Source organism: Cupriavidus taiwanensis (assembly GCF_900250115.1).
GTDB lineage: Bacteria > Pseudomonadota > Gammaproteobacteria > Burkholderiales > Burkholderiaceae > Cupriavidus > Cupriavidus taiwanensis_B.
Genome location: NZ_LT984803.1, coordinates 359283 through 378346 on the forward strand (window position 1 = coordinate 359283; position 19064 = coordinate 378346).

Annotated in this window: 18 protein-coding genes; 6 read left to right on the top strand and 12 right to left on the bottom strand. The window is 66.5% G+C overall.

Translation table 11 applies throughout. From position 1 onward, the window contains the following. Positions 1-66: 66 nt before the first annotated feature. Entirely contained in the window at positions 67-522 is a 456-nt protein-coding gene (locus tag CBM2586_RS01755) for a PTS sugar transporter subunit IIA (protein WP_018008706.1), read from the bottom strand. Between the two features lie 360 nt (positions 523-882). On the opposite strand from CBM2586_RS01755, the gene CBM2586_RS01760 reads away from it, so the two are divergent. Next, positions 883-2103, top strand: a complete 1221-nt coding sequence (locus CBM2586_RS01760) for an ISL3-like element ISRta1 family transposase (RefSeq protein ID WP_012353615.1) — start codon at positions 883-885, stop codon at positions 2101-2103. An 84-nt stretch (positions 2104-2187) separates the two neighbouring features. On the opposite strand, the gene hpf is transcribed toward CBM2586_RS01760, so the two are convergent. The 6 genes from hpf to CBM2586_RS01790 form a co-directional block, all read right to left on the bottom strand. Next, positions 2188-2538 (bottom strand): ribosome hibernation-promoting factor, HPF/YfiA family, encoded by a 351-nt coding sequence (hpf, locus tag CBM2586_RS01765; protein WP_010814386.1) that lies wholly within the window; start codon positions 2536-2538, stop codon positions 2188-2190. A gap of 48 nt (positions 2539-2586) precedes the next feature. Continuing rightward, entirely contained in the window at positions 2587-4065 is a 1479-nt protein-coding gene (locus tag CBM2586_RS01770; protein ID WP_115663097.1) for an RNA polymerase factor sigma-54, read from the bottom strand. Between the two features lie 124 nt (positions 4066-4189). Next, the gene (gene lptB, locus CBM2586_RS01775) at positions 4190-4990 is read right to left on the bottom strand and encodes an LPS export ABC transporter ATP-binding protein (protein WP_115663096.1); all 801 of its coding nucleotides are present in this window, start codon (positions 4988-4990) and stop codon (positions 4190-4192) included. Positions 4991-4998: 8 nt separating this feature from the next. Then, positions 4999-5643, bottom strand: a complete 645-nt coding sequence (gene lptA / locus CBM2586_RS01780) for a lipopolysaccharide transport periplasmic protein LptA (RefSeq protein WP_115663095.1) — start codon at positions 5641-5643, stop codon at positions 4999-5001. A gap of 118 nt (positions 5644-5761) precedes the next feature. After that, positions 5762-6391, bottom strand: coding sequence for an LPS export ABC transporter periplasmic protein LptC (lptC, locus tag CBM2586_RS01785; protein ID WP_115663094.1), 630 nt, complete (start codon positions 6389-6391; stop codon positions 5762-5764). Positions 6392-6437: 46 nt separating this feature from the next. Beyond that, positions 6438-7421 carry a KpsF/GutQ family sugar-phosphate isomerase gene (locus tag CBM2586_RS01790; protein ID WP_115688596.1) on the bottom strand — a complete coding sequence of 328 codons (984 nt, stop codon included), beginning with the start codon at positions 7419-7421 and terminating at the stop codon, positions 6438-6440. A 143-nt stretch (positions 7422-7564) separates the two neighbouring features. Between CBM2586_RS01790 and CBM2586_RS01795 the strand changes: the two genes are divergently transcribed. Then, positions 7565-9544 (top strand): cation:proton antiporter, encoded by a 1980-nt coding sequence (locus CBM2586_RS01795; protein WP_115663093.1) that lies wholly within the window; start codon positions 7565-7567, stop codon positions 9542-9544. Positions 9545-9568: 24 nt separating this feature from the next. On the opposite strand, the gene CBM2586_RS01800 is transcribed toward CBM2586_RS01795, so the two are convergent. Together CBM2586_RS01800 and CBM2586_RS01805 are read right to left on the bottom strand one after the other, a co-directional pair. Next, positions 9569-9943 carry a ribbon-helix-helix domain-containing protein gene (locus CBM2586_RS01800; RefSeq protein ID WP_115663838.1) on the bottom strand — a complete coding sequence of 125 codons (375 nt, stop codon included), beginning with the start codon at positions 9941-9943 and terminating at the stop codon, positions 9569-9571. Positions 9944-10040: 97 nt separating this feature from the next. Beyond that, complete coding sequence (locus tag CBM2586_RS01805; RefSeq protein WP_115663092.1) at positions 10041-10619, bottom strand: DJ-1/PfpI family protein; 579 nt, start codon at positions 10617-10619, stop codon at positions 10041-10043. A 206-nt stretch (positions 10620-10825) separates the two neighbouring features. Between CBM2586_RS01805 and CBM2586_RS01810 the strand changes: the two genes are divergently transcribed. The 3 genes from CBM2586_RS01810 to CBM2586_RS01820 all read left to right on the top strand — a co-directional run bounded on the left by CBM2586_RS01810 (position 10826) and on the right by CBM2586_RS01820 (position 13926). Then, positions 10826-11398, top strand: a complete 573-nt coding sequence (locus tag CBM2586_RS01810; RefSeq protein WP_115686697.1) for an adenine phosphoribosyltransferase — start codon at positions 10826-10828, stop codon at positions 11396-11398. A 40-nt stretch (positions 11399-11438) separates the two neighbouring features. Beyond that, the gene (locus CBM2586_RS01815) at positions 11439-12050 is read left to right on the top strand and encodes a LysE family translocator (protein WP_115663090.1); all 612 of its coding nucleotides are present in this window, start codon (positions 11439-11441) and stop codon (positions 12048-12050) included. 196 nt (positions 12051-12246) lie between these two features. Continuing rightward, the gene (locus tag CBM2586_RS01820; protein WP_115663089.1) at positions 12247-13926 is read left to right on the top strand and encodes a Na/Pi cotransporter family protein; all 1680 of its coding nucleotides are present in this window, start codon (positions 12247-12249) and stop codon (positions 13924-13926) included. 9 nt (positions 13927-13935) lie between these two features. Here CBM2586_RS01820 and CBM2586_RS01825 read toward each other — a convergent pair whose 3' ends face one another. After that, the gene (locus CBM2586_RS01825; RefSeq protein ID WP_115663088.1) at positions 13936-14421 is read right to left on the bottom strand and encodes an adenosine-specific kinase; all 486 of its coding nucleotides are present in this window, start codon (positions 14419-14421) and stop codon (positions 13936-13938) included. Positions 14422-14536: 115 nt separating this feature from the next. On the opposite strand from CBM2586_RS01825, the gene CBM2586_RS01830 reads away from it, so the two are divergent. Beyond that, positions 14537-15130, top strand: coding sequence for a histidine phosphatase family protein (locus CBM2586_RS01830; RefSeq protein ID WP_115686698.1), 594 nt, complete (start codon positions 14537-14539; stop codon positions 15128-15130). Positions 15131-15484: 354 nt separating this feature from the next. Here CBM2586_RS01830 and CBM2586_RS01835 read toward each other — a convergent pair whose 3' ends face one another. Both CBM2586_RS01835 and uvrA read right to left on the bottom strand, forming a co-directional pair. Next, positions 15485-15904 (bottom strand): hypothetical protein, encoded by a 420-nt coding sequence (locus CBM2586_RS01835; RefSeq protein ID WP_115686699.1) that lies wholly within the window; start codon positions 15902-15904, stop codon positions 15485-15487. Positions 15905-16098: 194 nt separating this feature from the next. Next, the gene (gene uvrA / locus CBM2586_RS01840; protein WP_115663085.1) at positions 16099-18960 is read right to left on the bottom strand and encodes an excinuclease ABC subunit UvrA; all 2862 of its coding nucleotides are present in this window, start codon (positions 18958-18960) and stop codon (positions 16099-16101) included. Positions 18961-19064: the final 104 nt, after the last annotated feature.

Genomic DNA, 19064 nt, shown 5'->3' on the forward strand with positions numbered 1-19064 from the left:
AGGCGGTGTTCGAAGCGCGTGGCGCCTGCCCGGTCTGGTGCCGGCCCGCTGCGGGGAATCAGTGGATCAGGGATGCCATGCGATCAGCAGTTCGTGCACGGCATCGGGCGTGGGCAGGGTCGCCAGGCCCTCGCGCATGTCGCGATCCGACAGCAGTTGCGCGATCTCGGACAAGATTTCCAAATGCTGCTGCGTGGCCTGTTCCGGCACCAGCAAAAAGATCAGCAGCGAAACCGGCTTGCCGTCCGGCGATTCGAACGGGATCGGCTCGGCCAGGCGCATGAAGGCGGCGAGGGGCTGCTTCAGCCCCTTGATGCGCCCGTGCGGAATCGCCACGCCGGCGCCCAGTCCGGTCGAGCCCAGCGACTCGCGCGCGAACAGGTTGTCGGTCACGATGGCGCGCGCCACGCCGTGGTTGTTCTCGAAGAGGAGCCCGGCCTGCTCGAACACACGTTTCTTGCTGGTGACGCTGACGTCGAGGGTGATGTTGCCGGGTGGCAGCAATTTGGCCAAACGATTCATGGGCGATGCGCAGGATTTCAGTTAGCGGGCGGACCGTTCCGCCGGGCAGCGGCTGGCTCCCTGACCGCAACCGGCGCAGCGGGGAGGCGTCCGGCCCATTATAGAGCAGCGATTACCCTTGCATTGTGCGGTGCAGCGCGAGCCCGCGCGGCCACGATTTTCTCTCTCTTTGTATGGCGCAGCATACACCTTGGCGCTGCGCTTGCGAACACCTCGGGCTTCCATGCGTGGCAAGGTTTTGCTCCGCTGCCACAGCCGGCACCGCGCCAGGGCGCAAAAAAGGTTCTTCGCAGAAAACCGTGGCCCGAAAGAGCACATTTTGTATGCTGATGTCTGTTTCTTCAGGTATCAGGGGGATGTGTGCTGGATCGCAAGACGCTGCAAGCACTGGGTTGCTGGAAGGGCTACCGGCTGGAGCGCGTGGAATGGCCGGAGGGAGAGAGCCGTACGCTGTCGTTGTACTTGAAGCCGGTCAGCAAGGTCATGCATTGCGAGGAGTGTGGCGCGCGCTGCCATCAGGTGCATGAGACAGTGGTCAGGCGAGTCCGGGACCTTCCGCTGTTCGAGTATCGGGTCGTACTGCACGTGCCGCGCCGGCGCGTTTGGTGCGACCGTTGCGGCGGTCCGAGGCTGGAGCGGCTGGAATGGCTTGGGCGCTACCAACGCGTGACGGCCCGCTTGGCCCAGGCTTGCGGCCACTTGTTGCGCCACTGTACGGTGCAGGCGGTGGCGGCCTTCTACGATCTGGGCTGGCACACAGTTAAATCGATCGATAAGGCTCGCTTGCGTGAGGCAGTGGCCGAGCCGGACTGGTCCAATATCCGCTACCTGGCCATGGATGAGTTCGCGCTACACAAGGGGCATCGATATGCCACGGTGGTAGTCGACCCCATTGGGCGGCAGGTGCTCTGGATCGGACAGGGGCGCTCACGCGAGACCGCCCGAGCCTTCTTTGAGCAGCTCCCCGCCGGCGTTGCGCAGCGCATCGAGGCCGTCGCCATCGACATGACGACCGCGTATGAGTTGGAGATCCGGGCGCATTGCCCGCAAGCAGAGGTGGTCTTCGACCTGTTCCACGTGGTAGCTAAGTACGGGCGTGAGGTCATCGACCGAGTACGGGTGGATCAGGCCAATCAGCTGCGGCACGATCGGCCGGCCAGACGGGTGCTCAAGTCCACACGCTGGCTACTGCTGCGGAATCGGGAGAACTTGAGCGTCCCCCAGGCGGTTCATCTGGATGAGGTCCTGGAGGCGAACCGGCCATTGCTGACAGTCTATCTGTTGCGCGACGAGCTAAAGCGGCTATGGTTCTACCGCCGCCCGGCGTGGGCGCAAAAAGCTTGGGAGCAATGGTGCGAGCAGGCTCGGCAGAGCCGAATACCTGCCCTGGAGTTGTTTGCGAAGCGCCTGCAAGGCTACTGGCATGGCATCTTGGCCCGCTGCCGCCACCCATTGAACACCAGCGTGGTCGAAGGCATCAACAACACCATCAAGGTCATCAAGCGCCGCGCGTACGGCTATCGCGACGAGGAATACTTCTTCCTCAAAATCCGCGCAGCCTTCCCCGGAATTCCTCGATGAACCGCAAAAAAGCCGCGCTTCGCGGCGCGGCTTGCCTGTGGAATCCTGGTTCAGCAGCCCGCTGCGGAGCTGCCGGGCACGGGTTTATTGCTGCATTTGCGCTGCGGCCATCTGGTACTTGACCGCTTCGCGGTCGTGGCCTTGCACGCGATCCTTGTAGCGAATCACCTGACGGTCCAGCTTGTCGACGAGTGCGTCGATCGCCGCATACAGGTCTTCGTGATGCGCCTCGACAAAGATGTCCTTGCCCTTGAGATGCAGATTGATTTCCGCGTACTGGCGCCGGTCCTTTTCCTTGTGATTGTCGACAGAGAGCAGCACGCTAACGCCAATGACTTGATCGAAATGCCTGACGATTCGCTCCAGCTTCGTTTCCACGTACTCACGCAGAGGGGGCGTGATGTCCAGGTGGTGTCCACTGATCTTGAAGTTCATAGCGCTTCTCCTTCTGAAAGAGCCTCACCAGGCAGGCGGTGGGCTCGGCTACAAAGACTTGCGGAGATTCACTGCGGGGATCTTCAGGGCTTCGCGATATTTGGCAACGGTGCGGCGTGCGACAACGAAGCCTTGCTCACCCAGCAGTTCGGCGATGCGACTGTCGGAAAGGGGATTCCTCGGGTCTTCGGCTCCTATCAGTTGCTTGATCAAGGCGCGGATGGCCGTTGATGAAGCCGCGCCACCGGTTTCGGTGGACACGTGGCTGCCGAAGAAGTACTTCAGTTCGAAAGTACCCATCGGCGTGGCCATGTATTTATTGGTCGTCACCCGGGAGATGGTTGACTCGTGTAAACCCAGTGTATCGGCAATCTCCCGCAAAACCAAGGGGCGCATGGCGATTTCACCGTGGGTGAAAAAGTTCTTTTGACGCTCGACAATGGCCTGCGAGACACGCAGGATGGTGTCGAACCTTTGCTGGATGTTCTTGATCAGCCAGCGCGCCTCCTGCAGCTTCTGCTGCAGCCCCGCGGTGCCGGTTTCGCCTTTGGCGCCGCGCAGGATCTGCGCATACATATCGTTGATGCGCAGCCTCGGCATCACGTCCGGATTGAGCTGCGCGATCCAGCCGCCGCCACTCTTGCGCACGAACACGTCGGGCACGACGAAATCGGCCTCGGGGCGGCTGTACGCGTGACCAGGGTAGGGCGCCAGCGAGCGGATCAGGTCGTGGGCGGACTTCAGCGCGACTTCATCGACCTGCAGGGCCTTTTTCAGCCGGGTGTAGTCGCGTACCGCCAGCAGTTCCAGGTGATGGGTGACGATGGTCAGCGCCAGTTCGCGTTGCGGGTGCGTCAGGCGGCGCAATTGCAGCGCCAGGCATTCGGCGGCATTGCGCGCGCCCACGCCGGGCGGATCGAAGCTCTGCAGCAGCGTCAGGATGGCGTGGACTTCGTCGGGATCGAATTCGAGTTCTTCGGGCAGTTCCGCGCAGATCTCTTCGAGCGAGGCGCTCAGGTAGCCATCGTCATCGAGCGACTCGATCAGAAAGATGGCGAGCCCCTTGTCGCGCGCCGAGATCTTCAGCGGCGTCAGCTGCTCCATCAGGTATTCGCGCAGCGTGGGCTCGGCATCGCGCAGCTGCATTGGCGTCTTTTCGTCCTCGTCGCCTTGCGGGCGGCGGGCGAAGTCGTCCAGGCTCCAGTCGCCGTTGCTGTAGTCATCGCCGCTGCTGTTGTCGCCGTAGCTGTCATCGGCCGCGCCTTCGGCATGGGCCTCGCCATTGCCCTGCGGCTCGGCCGGAGCGGGCGCGGGCGCGCTCTGTACGTTGACCGAGCCATCGGCCGCCACGCGCAGCGGGCTTTCGATCCAGTCGTTCTCCCGCTCGAGCAGCGGGTTTTCCGTCAGCGCCTGTTCGACTTCCTGCTGCAGTTCCAGCGTGGAAAGCTGCAGCAGCCGGATCGACTGTTGCAGCTGCGGAGTCAGGGCCAGGTGCTGGGAGAGGCGGAGCTGTAGCGACGGTTTCATGCGACCTATTTTATGCGCATCTTTCCGATGTTGGAACGGAAATTGCTATCGCTGATGCGCTGTGATCGCCGCTGGCTCTCCCCGCCCAAGGGGTCATGACTGCCCACGGCGGGCAGCCTCCATGTCACATGCGGAAGTTCTCGCCCAGATAGACGCGCCGCACGGCGTCATTGGCGATGATTTCTTCCGGCTGGCCAGCGGCCAGCACCGTGCCCTCGCTGATGATGTAGGCGTGGTCGCAGATGCCCAGCGTCTCGCGCACGTTGTGGTCGGTGATCAGCACGCCGATATTGCGTGCCTTGAGGAAGCTGACGATGCGCTGGATCTCGCCCACGGCGATCGGGTCCACGCCGGCGAACGGTTCGTCCAGCAGGATAAAGCGCGGCGACGACGCCAGCGCGCGCGCGATTTCAACGCGGCGGCGCTCGCCGCCGGACAGCGACAGCGCCGGGTTGTTGCGCAGATGCGCGATCTGCAGGTCGTCGAGCAGGGCATCGAGGCGGCGCTCGATCTCGGCCCTGGCCAGCGGCTTGCCCTTGTCAAGCTGCAGCTCCAGCACCGCGCGGATGTTTTCCTCGACATTGAGCTTGCGGAACACCGAGGCTTCCTGCGGCAGGTACGACAGCCCCATGCGCGCGCGCTCGTGGATCGGCAGGCCGCTGATGTGGTCGCCGTCGAGCACGATGTCGCCTTCGTCCAGCGCCACCAGGCCGACGATCATGTAGAACGACGTGGTCTTGCCCGCGCCGTTGGGGCCGAGCAGCCCGACCACCTCGCCGCTCTTGACGTCGAGCGAGACGTCCTTGACCACCGTGCGCGAGCCATAGCGCTTCTTCAGGTGGCGCACGACCAGCGTGCTGCCGCCGGGCAGGACGGTGTTGGCTTCGACGGAAGGCTTGTCGGCGAGAGTGGCGGTATCGGTCATGGGTACGATCAGGGTTTGTTGGCGGGCGCGGGCGCCGACTTGAGGTCCAGCGGCGAGCCGCCCGCGGTGCCGGACTTCTGGTCCTGGCGCGGCGACAGCACCGCACGCACGCGGCCTGACGGGTTGGCGGCGGCGGCATCGCCGCTGCCGCCGCCCGCCGCGGTATAGAGTTCCTTGCGGCTGTCGTAGGTCAGCACCGCGCCGCGGATCTCGTCGACCAGCTTGGCCCCCTGCAGCCGCGCCATGCGGGCATTGCCGATCAGCTTGGAGAATTCCTGCTTGCCGTCGTACTCGATGCGGTCGCCCCAGCCATCAATGTATTCGTCGACGCCTTCGCGCTTCTGCCGGATATAAGCCTGCTTGCCCGGCTTGGCGGTCGCCACGGCGAACTGGTAGCCCTCGGGGTCGGTGCGCAGCTCGGCGGCGTCGGACTTCAGGATCATGGTGCCCTTGGTCAGCACCACGTTGCCGGACAGCGTGTAGATCTGCTTGACGTCGTCATAGCTGGCGTTGTCCGCTTCGAGCACCATCGGCTTGTCGCGGTCCGCGCGTTCGGCAAGGGCAGGCTGGGCCAGCAGGCCGAAGGCCAGGGCCAGCGCGAGCAGGGCCGGGGCGGTGCGTCGACGGGACGATGTCGTCAGGGAAGCGGTCATGTTGGCAGGGTTGCTTGAGGACGTCTGGATGCGTGATGGTGCGGTCTGCGCGGACTTCGGCGCGCGCTGCAGGGCCGTGCCGGCCGGCGACGCGTGCGCGGCTGCGCCGGAGCGGGAGTCAGGACCCTGGCGCACGTCCCGGGGACGGGCCGGTGATGATGGTGCCGCGTACATTGCCGAGCAATTGTACTTCGCGGGTGACGTTGTTGAAGATGAGGCCGTTGGCAGTCATGACCGACGGGCCGCGCGTCAGCTTGACGGGCTTGTCGGTCTTGACGATGTCGTCATTGACCAGCAGCTGGAAATAGCTCGAGGCCGCGGTCAGCTGCGGATCCTTCGACGGATCCTTGCCTTGCTGGCGCAGCACGTAGCCATTGCCGTACAGGTCGATCACCGTGCCTTCGGCGTTCATGCGGCCGATGTCGGCGCGCGCGGTCACCGGCGGCCGGTCCGGCTCGTAGGCGCGCATGGCGGGGCGCGTGACCTCGTAGGTCTGGTCGTCCTCGAAATGGACCATGCGCTCGCCGGTGAAACGGATCTTGGTGCTGCCGTCGGGCGCCAGCTCGGTGGCCGAGAAGCGGTCCATGAAGTAATCCGGCTCGTGCTTCTTGGTGGCCTGCGCGGCCTGGTCTTCCTTGGGGGAGTTGATCTGGACCAGCCAGAACGTGCTGCCCGCCACGATGGCCATCAGCAGCAGCGGCAGCAGCCGCATGACGATGCCGCTGAGGGAGGCGAGGAGTGCCTGCATGGTGTCCTTGGCGTTGTGCTGCTGGTGCCGTCAGTGGCGGGCCCGCTCAGATGACCTTGGCGCGGGTCAGGTCGTGGATATGCAGCGCGCCGGTCAGGCGCCCGTCGTCGTCCACCACCAGCAGCTGGTTGATGCGGTTGGCTTCCATCACCTGCACGGCTTCCACTGCCAGCTGGTCCTGGTTGATTACGTGCGGGTTGCGGTGCATGACCTCGGCGATCGGCACGGTCTTCCAGTCGCGCGGGGTTTCCAGCAGGCGGCGCAGGTCGCCGTCGGTGAACACGCCGATGGCGCGTCCGTCGGTATCCACCACCGCGGTCATGGCCATGCCCTTGCGCGTGATTTCCATCAGCGCCTGCGCCAGCGGCGTGCTTTCGCGCACCTCGGGCACCGCGTTGCCGGTGCGCATGACGTCGCGCACGTGGGTAAGCAGCTTGCGCCCGAGCGCGCCGCCGGGGTGCGAGCGGGCGAAGTCTTCCTCGCCGAAGCCGCGCGCATCCAGCACCGCCACCGCGAGCGCATCGCCCAGCGCCAGCGCGGCGGTGGTGCTGGCGGTCGGCGCCAGGTTGAGCGGACAGGCTTCCTTCTCGACCGCCGCGTCCAGGTGGACATCGGCCAGCTTGGCGAGGTTGGAGTCCGGATTGCCGGTGACCGAGATCAGGCGTGCGCCGATGCGCTTGACGATCGGGATGATCGACAGCAGCTCGCCGGTCTCGCCGGAATTGGAGAAGGCGATCAGCACGTCGTCGCGCGTGACCATGCCGAGGTCGCCGTGGCTGGCTTCGGCCGGGTGCACGAAGAACGCGGGGGTGCCGGTCGAGGCCAGCGTGGCCGCGACCTTGCGGCCGATATGGCCGGACTTGCCGATGCCGGAGACGACCACGCGCCCGGTGCATTGCATGATCAGCTGCACGGCACGGGCAAAGTCGCCGTTCAGGCGGCCGGAAAGTGCGGAAACCGCATCGGCTTCGGTCTGGAGCGTGTCGCGGGCGAGCCTGAGTGCTCGATCCGCATCGAAATTGGCTATCATGGCGACGAAGTATACCAACGAATGCGACCGCACCCGGGCCGATCCATGGCGCGCGTCGTGCTCGCCCGTGCTCGCCGTATTTCCGCCGGCAGGGTGCCCGTGCCGGGTCGGCCGCGCGCCTCGCCGGTCACCCTGACCGCCTGATGCATTCTCCGCTGGAACTGACCCTGGTGCTGCTGGCCGCCGCCGTGTTCGGCGTGGTCGGGTTCCGCATGCTGCAGCTGCCGCCGATGCTGGGCTACCTGGCCGTCGGCATCCTGATCGGGCCACATGCGCTGGGGCTGGCCAGCGACACCGCGCAGACCAAGTACCTGGCCGAATTCGGCGTGGTCTTCCTGATGTTCTCGATCGGGCTGGAATTCAGCCTGGCCAAGCTGCGCGCGATGAAGCGGCTGGTGTTCGGGCTGGGCGGTTCGCAGGTAGTGCTGTCGATGCTGGCGGTGGTGCCGGCCAGCTGGGCCTTCAACTGGCTGTTCCCGCTGTCGTGGCAGGCCTCGGTGGCGCTGGGCGGGGCCCTGGCCATGTCCTCCACCGCGATCGTGTCCAAGATGCTGTCCGAGCGCATGGAGCTGGAGAGCGAGCATGGGCGCAACATCATCAGCATCCTGCTGTTCCAGGACCTGGCGGTGGTGCCGCTGCTGATCGTGATTCCGGCGCTGTCGCGCGATCCAGGCGACCTGGTGATGGCGCTCGGCCTGGCCACGCTCAAGATCGTGGTGGCGCTGGGCGCGATCTTCTTCCTGGGCCAGCGCCTGATGAGCCGCTGGTTCCATGTGGTGGCGGCGCGCCGCTCGCAGGAGCTGTTCATGCTGAACCTGCTGCTGGTCACGCTGGGCATGGCGGCGCTGACCGAGCGGCTGGGCCTGTCGATGGCGCTGGGCGCCTTCATGGCGGGCATGCTGATTTCCGAGACGCCCTACCGCCACCAGGTGGAGGAAGACATCAAGCCGTTCCGCGACGTGCTGCTGGGGCTGTTCTTCGTCACCATCGGCATGCTGCTCAATATCCGCGTGGTGCTGGACCATATCTGGCTGGTGCTGGCGTTGCTGGTGGTGCCGGTGCTGTTCAAGCTGGTGCTGATCGCGGCGCTGGCGCGCGTGTTCGGCTCGCGCCAGGGCGTGGCCATCCGCACCGGACTGGGGCTGGCGCAGGCGGGCGAGTTCGGCTTCGTGCTGCTGAACCAGATCGACGGCCTGAACCTGGTCGACCCGGTGCTGATCCAGGTGATCCTGGCGTCGATGCTGCTGTCGATGCTGGCGGCACCGTTCCTGATCCAGTACAGCGACGCCATCGTGCTGCGCTTTGCCGCCAACGAATGGCTGATGCAGTCGCTCAACATGACCCGCATCGCCGCGCAGAGCCTGCAGACGGAAAAACACGCCATCATCTGCGGCTTCGGCCGCAGCGGCCAGAACCTGGCGCACATGCTGGAGCGCGAGGGCATCAACTACGTGGCGCTGGACCTGGACCCCGACCGCGTGCGCGAGGCCGCCGCCGCGGGCGATACCGTGGTCTACGGCGACGCGGGCCGACGCGAGGCGCTGATCGCCGCCGGCCTGCACCGCGCCGCCGCGGTGATCGTGACCTATGCCAACACGCCGTCGGCGCTGAAGGTGCTGCACCATGTGCAGGAGCTGGCGCCGGCGCTGCCGGTGATCGTGCGCACGGTCGATGATTCCGAGCTCGACACCCTGCAGAAGGCCGGCGCCACCGAGGTGGTGCCCGAGATCATCGAAGGCAGCCTGATGCTGGCGTCGCACGCGCTGGTGCTGCTCGGCGTGCCGATGCGCCGCGTGGTGCGCGGCGTGCAGCAGGCGCGCGACGCGCGTTACAGCCTGCTGCGCGGCTATTTCCACGGGCGCGACGACGAAGAGGACATGGTCGAGCGCGACTCGGTGCGGCTGCATTCGGTGTCGCTCGGGCCGCAATCCACCGCGGTGGGCAGGCGCCTGGGCATGCTCGGGCTGGAGCGCATCGGGGTCGAGGTGACCGCGGTGCGCCGGCGCGGCATCCGCGCCTTCGATCCCCAGCCAGAGACCGTGCTGGAGCCCGGCGATATCGTCGTGCTGCGCGGCCCGCCCGAGGCGCTGGAGGCTGCCGAGACGCGCATCCTGAACGGGTGAACATCTGACCCGCCGCCGCTGGCCTCAGTGCGGCCGCGGCTCGACCCAGGATTCCGGCAGGTTGTCGAGCACCGCGCGCGGATCCAGCGAGCGGATCGGCACGTCGCGATCGGCCGGGATGCGGCCCTCGCCCTGCAGCATCAGGTAGCGCAGGCAGCACACTCGCAGGAAGGACGAGAAATTGCCCGCCACCGCCTCGCTGCCGCGGTATTCGGTCAGTTCGTCGTGCAGGCGCGTAATCAGCTGGTTGACGGTCATGCCGTCGCGCTGCGCCAGTTCTTCCAGCACTTCCCAGAACAGGCTTTCCAGGCGGATGCTGGTGGCCGCCCCGTGCAGGCGCAGCGAGCGCGACTGGCTCTGGTAAGACGCCGGATTGGCGCGGATGAAGATTTCACACATCAAGGGCTCCCTGGCGGGCGGCGCGGCCAGCAGGCTGTGCATGGCCGGCTTCGGCAAGCCATGCATCCCGCGTGGGGGGCGCCGCGTGCGGAAAGCACTAATGTACGATCCGCGTGCCCAGCACCGCAAGAAACTGCGCCAGCCAGGCCGGATGCGCCGGCCAGGCCGGGGCGGTGACGAGGTTGCCGTCGGTATGGGCCTGGTCGACCGGGATCTCGGCGTAGGTGCCGCCGGCCAGCTTCACTTCCGGCGCGCAGGCCGGGTAGGCGGAGCAGGTCTTGCCTTCCAGCACGCCCGCTGCCGCCAGCAGCTGGGCGCCATGGCACACCGCGGCAATCGGCTTGCCCGCCTGGGCGAAGTGCCGCACGATCTCCAGCACGCGCGCGTTCAGGCGCAGGTATTCGGGGGCGCGCCCGCCCGGGATGACCAGCGCGTCGTAGCCGGCCGGGTTGATCTCGGCAAAGGTGGCGTTGAGGGTGAAGTTGTGGCCGCGCTTCTCGCTGTAGGTCTGGTCGCCCTCGAAATCATGGATCGCGGTGGCGCACGCGTCGCCTGCCCGCTTGTCGGGGCACACGGCATCGACGCTGTGGCCCACCATCTGCAGCGCCTGGAACGGCACCATGGTTTCGTAGTCTTCGGCATAGTCGCCCACCAGCATCAGAATCTTTTTTGCCATCGTGGTCTCCTGTATGGTTACGGGTGTCCGGCGGGTGCCGGACGCGGCAAGCCGGCCCGGCAGCCCGTCCGGCCGGCAGGGCCATTGTGCTGGGCACCCCGGTGGCGCGGGTGGTAATGGGTTACCACGCCGGGTTGCCGCGCCGCCCGCATGCCGCTGCCACCGCTTTCTGACCGGCGCGCCGCGCGCCCATCCTCCCGATCCCTATGGCAGATTCCATCATCCAGTCCCCCGACCTCGGCGACGTCACCGGCTACCTGCGCGACCGCATCCGTACGGTGCCGGACTGGCCCCAGCCCGGCGTGATGTTCCGCGACATCACGCCGCTGCTGCAGAACCCCAAGACCCTGCGCGTGCTGATCGACGTGTTCGTGCACCGCTATATGGACGCGCGGCTCGACCTGGTCGCGGGCATCGACGCGCGCGGCTTTATCCTGGGCGCGATCGTCGCGTACGAGCTGAACCTGGGCTTCGTGCCGATCCGCAAGAAGGGCAAGCTGCCGTTCCAGACCGTGGCCGAGGAATACGAACTGGAATACGGCAGCGCCACGGTCGAGATCCATGCCGATGCCTGCCAGGCCGGCGACCGCGTGCTGCTGGTCGACGACCTGATCGCCACCGGCGGCACCATGATGGCCGGGCGCAAGCTGCTGGAGCGCCTGGGCGCGACCGTGGTGGAGGGCGCCGCCATCGTCGACCTGCCCGAGCTGGGCGGATCGAAGCTGCTGCACGGCGCCGGGTTGCCGTTGTTTACCGTGTGCAAGTTCGAGGGGCACTGAGCGATGCGCGCCCACTTAAAGATCCACGCAAGGAGTCTCCATGCCTGACTTGCTTCTGTTCCTGCTGACCTCCGTCGCCGTGACCGTGGCCCCCGGGCCGGACAACCTGCAGGTGCTGGCGCGCGGCATGGCGCAGGGACGGCGCGCGGGGCTGGTGGCGGCGCTGGGGTTTTCGGTCGGCTGCCTGTTCCATACCGTGGTCGCCGCGGTGGGGCTGGCAGCGGTGCTGCGCTCGTCGCCGCTGGCGTTCCAGCTGATCAAGTACGCCGGCGCCGCCTACCTGATCTGGATCGGCATCCAGGCGCTGCGGGCGAAGGGCGGGCTGGCGCAGGCCAGCGCCGTCGATGCCGTGCCGCTGGCGCGCGTGTTCCGCCAGAGCGTGCTGGGCAACATGCTGAACCCCAAGGTAACGCTGTTCTTCCTGGTGTTCCTGCCGCAGTTCGTGCGCGCCGATGCCGCGCATCCCGGCCTGCAGTTCCTGTTGCTGGGCGTGGTCTTCATGCTGCAGACCGCGGTGGTGTTCTCGCTGTTCGGGCTGTGCGCGGGCTGGCTGGGCGCCTGGTTGCGCCGGCGGCCGGCCACCGGGCGCTGGCTGGACCGCGCCGCGGGGGCCGTCTTCGTCGGGCTCGGCATCAAGGTCGCGCTGCCCTGACCCGGACCCTTGCAGCGCCGCCGCTTCGTCGCAACGGCTTGCGAGGGCGGCGTTGCCAGGTTGCCCGTGCCCCGCAGCGCGGGCCCATGCCGTTGCCGGTGCCGGGGGCCGGGCGCATAATGAGCCCTTGACAACGACACGATGATCGGGCGGAGCCTCCAGTCAGTATTCGGCACCGGTCACACAAAGGCGCACCATGGGCGTTCTCCTTCACCTGCTATCGGGCGTTGCCCTGCTCGTCTGGGGCACCAACATCGTCAAGGTCGGCATCCTGCGCGTCTATGGCGCCAACCTGCGCCACGTACTGTCGACCAGCGTCTCCAACCGCTTCACCGCCTTCCTGGCGGGCCTGGGCGTCACCGGGCTGGTCCAGAGCAGCAACGCCACAGCGGTCATCGTCAGTTCCTTCGTCGGCCAGGGCCTGATCGCCGTGGCGCCGGCGCTGGCGATCATGCTGGGCGCCAACGTCGGCACCGCGCTGATGGTGCAGGTGTTTTCGCTGGACCTGTCGTGGCTGTCGCCGCTGCTGATCTTCGTCGGCGTGATCTGCCACCTGACCTGGAAGGGCAGCAAGCCCGGCCACGTCGGGCGCGTGCTGATCGGCCTGGGCCTGATCACGCTGGCGCTGGAACTGATCTCGATCGCGACCCGCCCGGTGGTGCAGGCCGCCGGCGTCAAGGTGCTGTTCGCCTCGCTGACCGGCGATGCGGGCCTGGACATGCTGGTCGGCGCGTTCCTGACCATCCTGTGCTATTCGAGCCTGGCCGTGGTGCTGTTCTGCGGCGCGCTGGCCTCGGCCGGGGTGGTGTCGATCCACGTGGCGCTGGCGCTGGTGCTGGGCGCCAACCTGGGCTCGGGGGTGTCGGCGCTGCTGACCACCTCGGGCAACAACCAGCCGGGCAAGCGCGTGACGCTGGGCAACCTGCTGTCGCGCCTGCTGGGCTGCCTGATCGCGCTGCCGCTGCTGGGCCAGGCCGAGGAACTGCTGGGGCTGGTCGACCATGAGCCGCAACGGCTGATCGTCAACTTCCACCTGCTGTTCAACGTTGCGCTGGCGGTGCTGCTGCTCGGCGCCACCGCGCCGCTGGCGCGTTTGTGCGAAAAGGTGCTGCCCGGGCGCAATACCGGCGACAGCCAGGTCACGCCGCGCCATCTCGACACCGCGGCGCTGTCCACGCCCACGCTGGCGCTGTCCAATGCCGCGCGCGAGGTGCTGCGCATCGGTGACCGCATCGAGCAGATGCTGGACAACATGCTGCGCGTGCTGCGCACCAACGATGCCAAGCTGGCCACCGCCACCTGCCGCATCGACAACGAGGTCGACGACCTCTACACCGCGATCAAGCTCTACCTGACCCGCATCAGCCTGGAAGCGCTGGACGAGCGCGACGGCCAGCGCTGGACCGAAATCATCTCGCTGACGATCAACCTGGAGCATGCGGGCGATATCATCGAGCGCATCCTGCTCGATACCAAGGACAAGAAGATCGCCCACAACCTGATGTTCTCCGAGGCCGGCATGCAGGAGATCGCCGAAATGCATGCGCGCCTGGTGGCCAACCTGCGGCTGGGCTTGTCGGTGTTTCTCAATGGCGACCTCAAGAGCGCGCAGGCGCTGATGGCGGAGAAGGCGAACTTCCGCGAGCTGGAGCGCAAGTACGCGCGTACCCATCTGCAGCGTGTCGCGGTGCAGACCGCGGAAAGCATCGAGACCAGTTCGCTGCATCTCGACGTGATCAGCGAGCTGAAGCGGCTGAACTCGCTGTTCTGCGCCACCGCCTATCCGGTGCTGGAGCAGGCCGGCGTGCTCAACCGCAGCCGTATGAAGGAAGATGATGTGCCGCCCGTATCGACCGTAGAGGCAGCGCGGCCCTGAGCGGATCGGCTACAGCTTGTAGCCGAACTTGCGCAATAGCTCTTTTCGTTCCGCCACATCTGCCTCGGTCTCGATACCCAGCGGCGAGGCGCCGTCGATCACCCCCACCACGCCGCGCCCGGCATCGGTTTGCGCCACGATCACCTGCGTCGGGTTCGCGGTCGCGCAGTAGATCCGGCACACCTCCGGCACGGCTCGCACCGCGCCCAGCACGTTTACCGGGAAGAAGCCGTCGCCCAGGAAGATCAGGAAGCTGTGGCCCGCGCCGATGGCGCGCGCGTTCTCGCAGGCCATGTCGATCAGCTGCTCGTCGGTGCCCGACCAGCGCACCAGTCGCTTGCCCGAGGCCTCGCAGAACGCCAGCCCGAAACGGATGCGGGGCACGGTGCCCACCAGCGCTTCGTGCAGGTCTTCCACGGTCTTGATGAAATGCGAATGGCCGAAGATAAAGTTGGTGGCTTCCGGCTTGGTGACCGGTACGACCGTCAGTTCCATGGCGGGGCTCCTGTGCGATGCGTGTCGACGTCCGCTTCATGGTAGGGCGCGAAGTAGCGAAAGCAAGCCGGCGCCTGCTATACCGAAAAGGGTTGGCCCATCAACGGAGCTGCCGATGCCCGCCTTTTGCCGATTGCTTGCCCTGCTTGCCATCGTCCCGACGCTTGCCGCCGCGCAGGTCGCTCCGGCATCACAGCGCGAGATCGCGGTGAGTGAGTTGCGGCACCCGAATGTCGTGGTGGTGCTGCGCCATGCCAGCGCGCCGGGCGTGGGCGATCCGCCCGGGTTCCGGCTGGCGGATTGCGCCACCCAGCGCAACCTCGACACGCGCGGACGCGAGCAGGCGGCGCGGCTGGGAGCGAGCTGGAAGGCGGCCGGCTTCCGGCCGACGCAGGTATGGAGCAGCGCCTGGTGCCGCTGCCAGGACACCGCGCGGCTGATCGGGCTGGGACCGGTGCAGGTGCAGCCGCTGCTCAATTCATTCTTCGGCGCGGATGCGCAGCGCCGCGACGCGCAGGTCGCGCAACTGTCGCGGCTGATCGACGGTCTCCACTCCCGCGGCGGGCCTTACCTGATGGTCACGCACCAGGTGGTGATCACCGCGCTGACAGGCCATGGCGCCGACAGCGGCGGGGGTGTGGTGATCGAATTGCCGCAGGGTGGCACGGCGCGGCGCACGCGCGTGCTGCCGGCCGCCGGGCTGGATTGACCGCGGGCTGCGAAGGCTAGTACAGCAGCCGCTGGCCCTCGATGCGGTACGGCTATTCAACGACAAAAGACCCTTCACCGCGCGCGCACAAGAATCCCACACATGCTTCGATATTGGTTCCAACCACTGCTTGAAACGATGGGGCCATACAGGCGGTAAAGCCGTCGACCTGGTGCGGATTCCATTGGATCAGGCCCTCCCAGCTCCATTGGCATCCCAACAAAGGAATTCTCGATACGACGCGTCCTTTGGGGCTGCCTGTGAAATCATGAAAGATTGCGTAGGAAGCGGGATAGAAGAGGGTGTCTCTCTTAGTGATATAGCCGTTGTTCGGGTAGACGCTGATGGTAGGAATCACAGTCGATGAATGGGAGCCAAGCGGCCGTCCTGTTCGGGCGACAACATCCGCGGAGACTGCGGAATGAGGAAGGGCGCCTTCTCCATCTCGGTGTCGGGCGAAATGACATTCTGGTCGGGGCTCTTTGGGATATAGGCGCCCGAGAATCCCGGCGCGGAAGGACCGAGCCGCCGGCAGACCACTGCGTCAAACGTCTTCGGCCCTAGCGTCACGTCGCGGTCATTGGTGATGTCCACGCCGCCGTGCAGCTGGCACCAGCGCGCGTGGCGCTCATTGGCTTCAGGCAATTGTTGCGACCGCAGGATGGTGCGAGAGCCATCGGCATTGCGCATCGCGTTGTCGGGCGCATTCTGCGCAAGGGCAGGGATCATGCATGCCGCAGCCCCGAGCGCGGCGATCGTGAGCGCATGCTGCATTCGACTTCGCATCGGCATCTCCTCGTTGTCCAGTAAAGGAAGGACGTGGACGCGTCCATGCCTTCACGTTAGGAGATGAGCGGGCGCCTAGGCCATCAATGTCGGCACATCTTGATGCAAGGCAACTAACGACTGCCGATGCGAGAAAGTCCAGAAGATTCTTGCACCGCGCCTCACCGAAAATTCCGAAGGCCCTACCGCGCCAACAACGGCTTCAGATACTTCCCCGTAAAGCTGGCCTTGCTCTTCGCCACCGCCTCCGGCGTGCCGCGCGCAATCACCTGCCCGCCGCCCGCGCCGCCCTCCGGGCCCATGTCGATCAGCCAGTCGGCGGTCTTGATGACGTCGAGGTTGTGCTCGATGATGACGACGGTATTGCCCTGGTCGCGCAGCTTGTGGATGACCTTGAGCAGCAGCTCGATATCGTGGAAGTGCAGGCCCGTGGTGGGCTCGTCCAGGATATAGAGCGTGCGTCCGGTGTCGCGCTTGGACAGTTCCAGCGACAGCTTGACGCGCTGCGCCTCGCCGCCCGACAGCGTGGTCGCCGACTGCCCCAGCCGGATATAGCCCAGGCCCACGTCGAGCAGCGTCTGCAGCTTGCGCCGCACCACCGGCACCGCGCTGAAGAACTCGTGCGCCTGCTCGACGGTCAGCTCGAGCACCTCGGAGATGTTCCTGCCCTTGTACAGCACCTCCAGCGTCTCGCGGTTGTAGCGCTTGCCGTGGCAGACGTCGCAGGGCACGTACACGTCGGGCAGGAAGTGCATCTCGACCTTGAGCACGCCATCGCCCTGGCAAGACTCGCAGCGCCCGCCCTTGACGTTGAACGAGAACCGGCCCGGATCGTACCCGCGCTCCTTGGCCGACGGCACGCCTGCGAACAGCTCGCGGATCGGCGTGAACAGGCCGGTGTAGGTGGCCGGGTTCGAGCGCGGGGTGCGGCCGATCGGGCTCTGGTCGACGTTGATGACCTTGTCGAAGTGCTCCAGCCCGTCGATGCGGTCGTGCGCCGCCGGCTCCGGGGTCGAGCCGTACAGGTGGCGCGCCACCGCGTGGTAGAGCGTGTCGTTGATCAGGGTCGACTTGCCCGAGCCGGACACGCCGGTAATGCAGGTCAGCAGGCCCACCGGCACCTCGGCGGTGACGTTGCGCAGGTTGTTGCCGCTGGCGTTGACGATGCGCAGCAGCCGCTCTTCGTCCGGGGCGGCACGCTGCTTCGGCACTTCGATGCGGCGCTGCCCGGACAGGTACTGTCCGGTCAGCGATGCCGGCGACGCCTCGATCTGACGCGGCGTGCCCTCGGCCACGATCATGCCGCCGTGCACGCCCGCGCCGGGGCCGATATCGACCACGTAGTCGCAGGCGCGGATCATGTCCTCGTCGTGCTCGACCACCAGCACCGAGTTGCCGATGTCGCGCAGATGCTTGAGCGTGCCGATCAGGCGGTCGTTGTCGCGCTGGTGCAGGCCGATCGAGGGCTCGTCGAGCACGTACATCACGCCGGTCAGGCCCGAGCCGATCTGCGACGCCAGCCGGATGCGCTGGGCCTCGCCGCCCGACAGCGTATCGGCGCTGCGCTCCAGCGACAGGTAGTCCAGCCCGACGTTGTTGAGGAAGTTCAGCCGCGCGGTGATCTCCTTGACGATCTTGTCGGCGATCTCGCGCTTGGCGCCGTGCATGTCAAGCGTCAGGAAGTAGGTGAGCGCATCGCGCAGCGGCCAGCCGTTGATCTCGAAGATGGCGCGCGCCTGCTCGCCCTCGCCCAGCTTGACGTGGCGCGCCTCGGTGCGCAGCCGGGTGCCGTGGCAGGCCGGGCAGGGCTGGTTGTTCTGGTACTTGGCCAGTTCCTCGCGCACCGCGACGGAGTCGGTCTCGCGGTAGCGGCGTTCCAGGTTGGGGATGATGCCTTCGAACACATGCTCGCGCACCGTGGTGCGGCCGCGTTCGTTGATATAGGTGAACGGGATTTCCAGCTCGCCCGAGCCGTGCAGCACCACCTGCTGCACCTTTTCCGGCAGATCCTCGAACGGCGTCTCGGTGTCGAAGTCGTAGTAGGCCGCCAGGCTTTGCAGCATCTGGAAGTAGAACTGGTTGCGCCGGTCCCAGCCCTTGATCGCGCCCGAAGACAGCGACAGGTTGGGGAAGGCCACCACGCGCTTCGGATCGAAGAAGGTGATCTGCCCCAGCCCGTCGCAGCTGGGGCAGGCGCCCATCGGGTTGTTGAACGAGAACAGCCGCGGCTCCAGCTCCTGCAGCGAGTACGAGCAGATCGGGCAGGCAAAGCGCGAGCTGAAGGTGTGCTCCTTGCCGCTGTCCATCTCCAGCGCCAGCGCGCGGCCGTCGGCCAGGCGCAGTGCGGTCTCGAACGATTCGGCCAGGCGCTGCTTGATGTCGGCGCGGACCTTCACGCGGTCGACCACCACGTCGATGCTGTGCTTCTCGGTCTTCTTCAGCTTGGGCAGCTGGTCGACCTCATACACCCTGGCCTCGGCCTCATGCGCGGTGCCGCCGCCCGAGCGGATGCGGAAGCGCACGAAGCCCTGCGCCTGCATGCTGTCGAACAGGTCCGAGTGCTCGCCCTTGCGGTCGACCACCACCGGCGCCAGGATCATCAGCCTGGTGTCTTCCGGCAGCGCCAGCGCCGCGTCCACCATCTGCGACACGCTCTGCGCCTGCAGCGGCAGGTTGTGGTCGGGGCAGTAGGGGGTGCCGGCGCGCGCGTACAGCAGGCGCAGGTAGTCGTGGATCTCGGTGACGGTGCCGACGGTCGAGCGCGGGTTGTGGCTGGTCGCCTTCTGCTCGATCGAAATCGCCGGCGACAGCCCCTCGATCAGGTCGACATCGGGCTTCTCCATCAGCTGCAGGAACTGGCGGGCGTAGGCGGAGAGCGACTCCACATAGCGGCGCTGGCCCTCGGCATAGAGCGTGTCGAAGGCCAGCGAGGACTTGCCCGAACCGGACAGACCCGTGATCACGATCAGCCGGTTGCGCGGCAGGTCGAGATTGATGTTCTTCAGGTTGTGGGTACGCGCCCCACGGATCTTGATTTCTTCCATATGCCGAAAAGTCGTCGCCAGGCGGGCCGCCCCGGCCGGAATGCGCGCCCGGGCGCACCTCTCGGGGGCAGCCGGCATGGCCAGGTGACCCGGGAAGCGCGAAG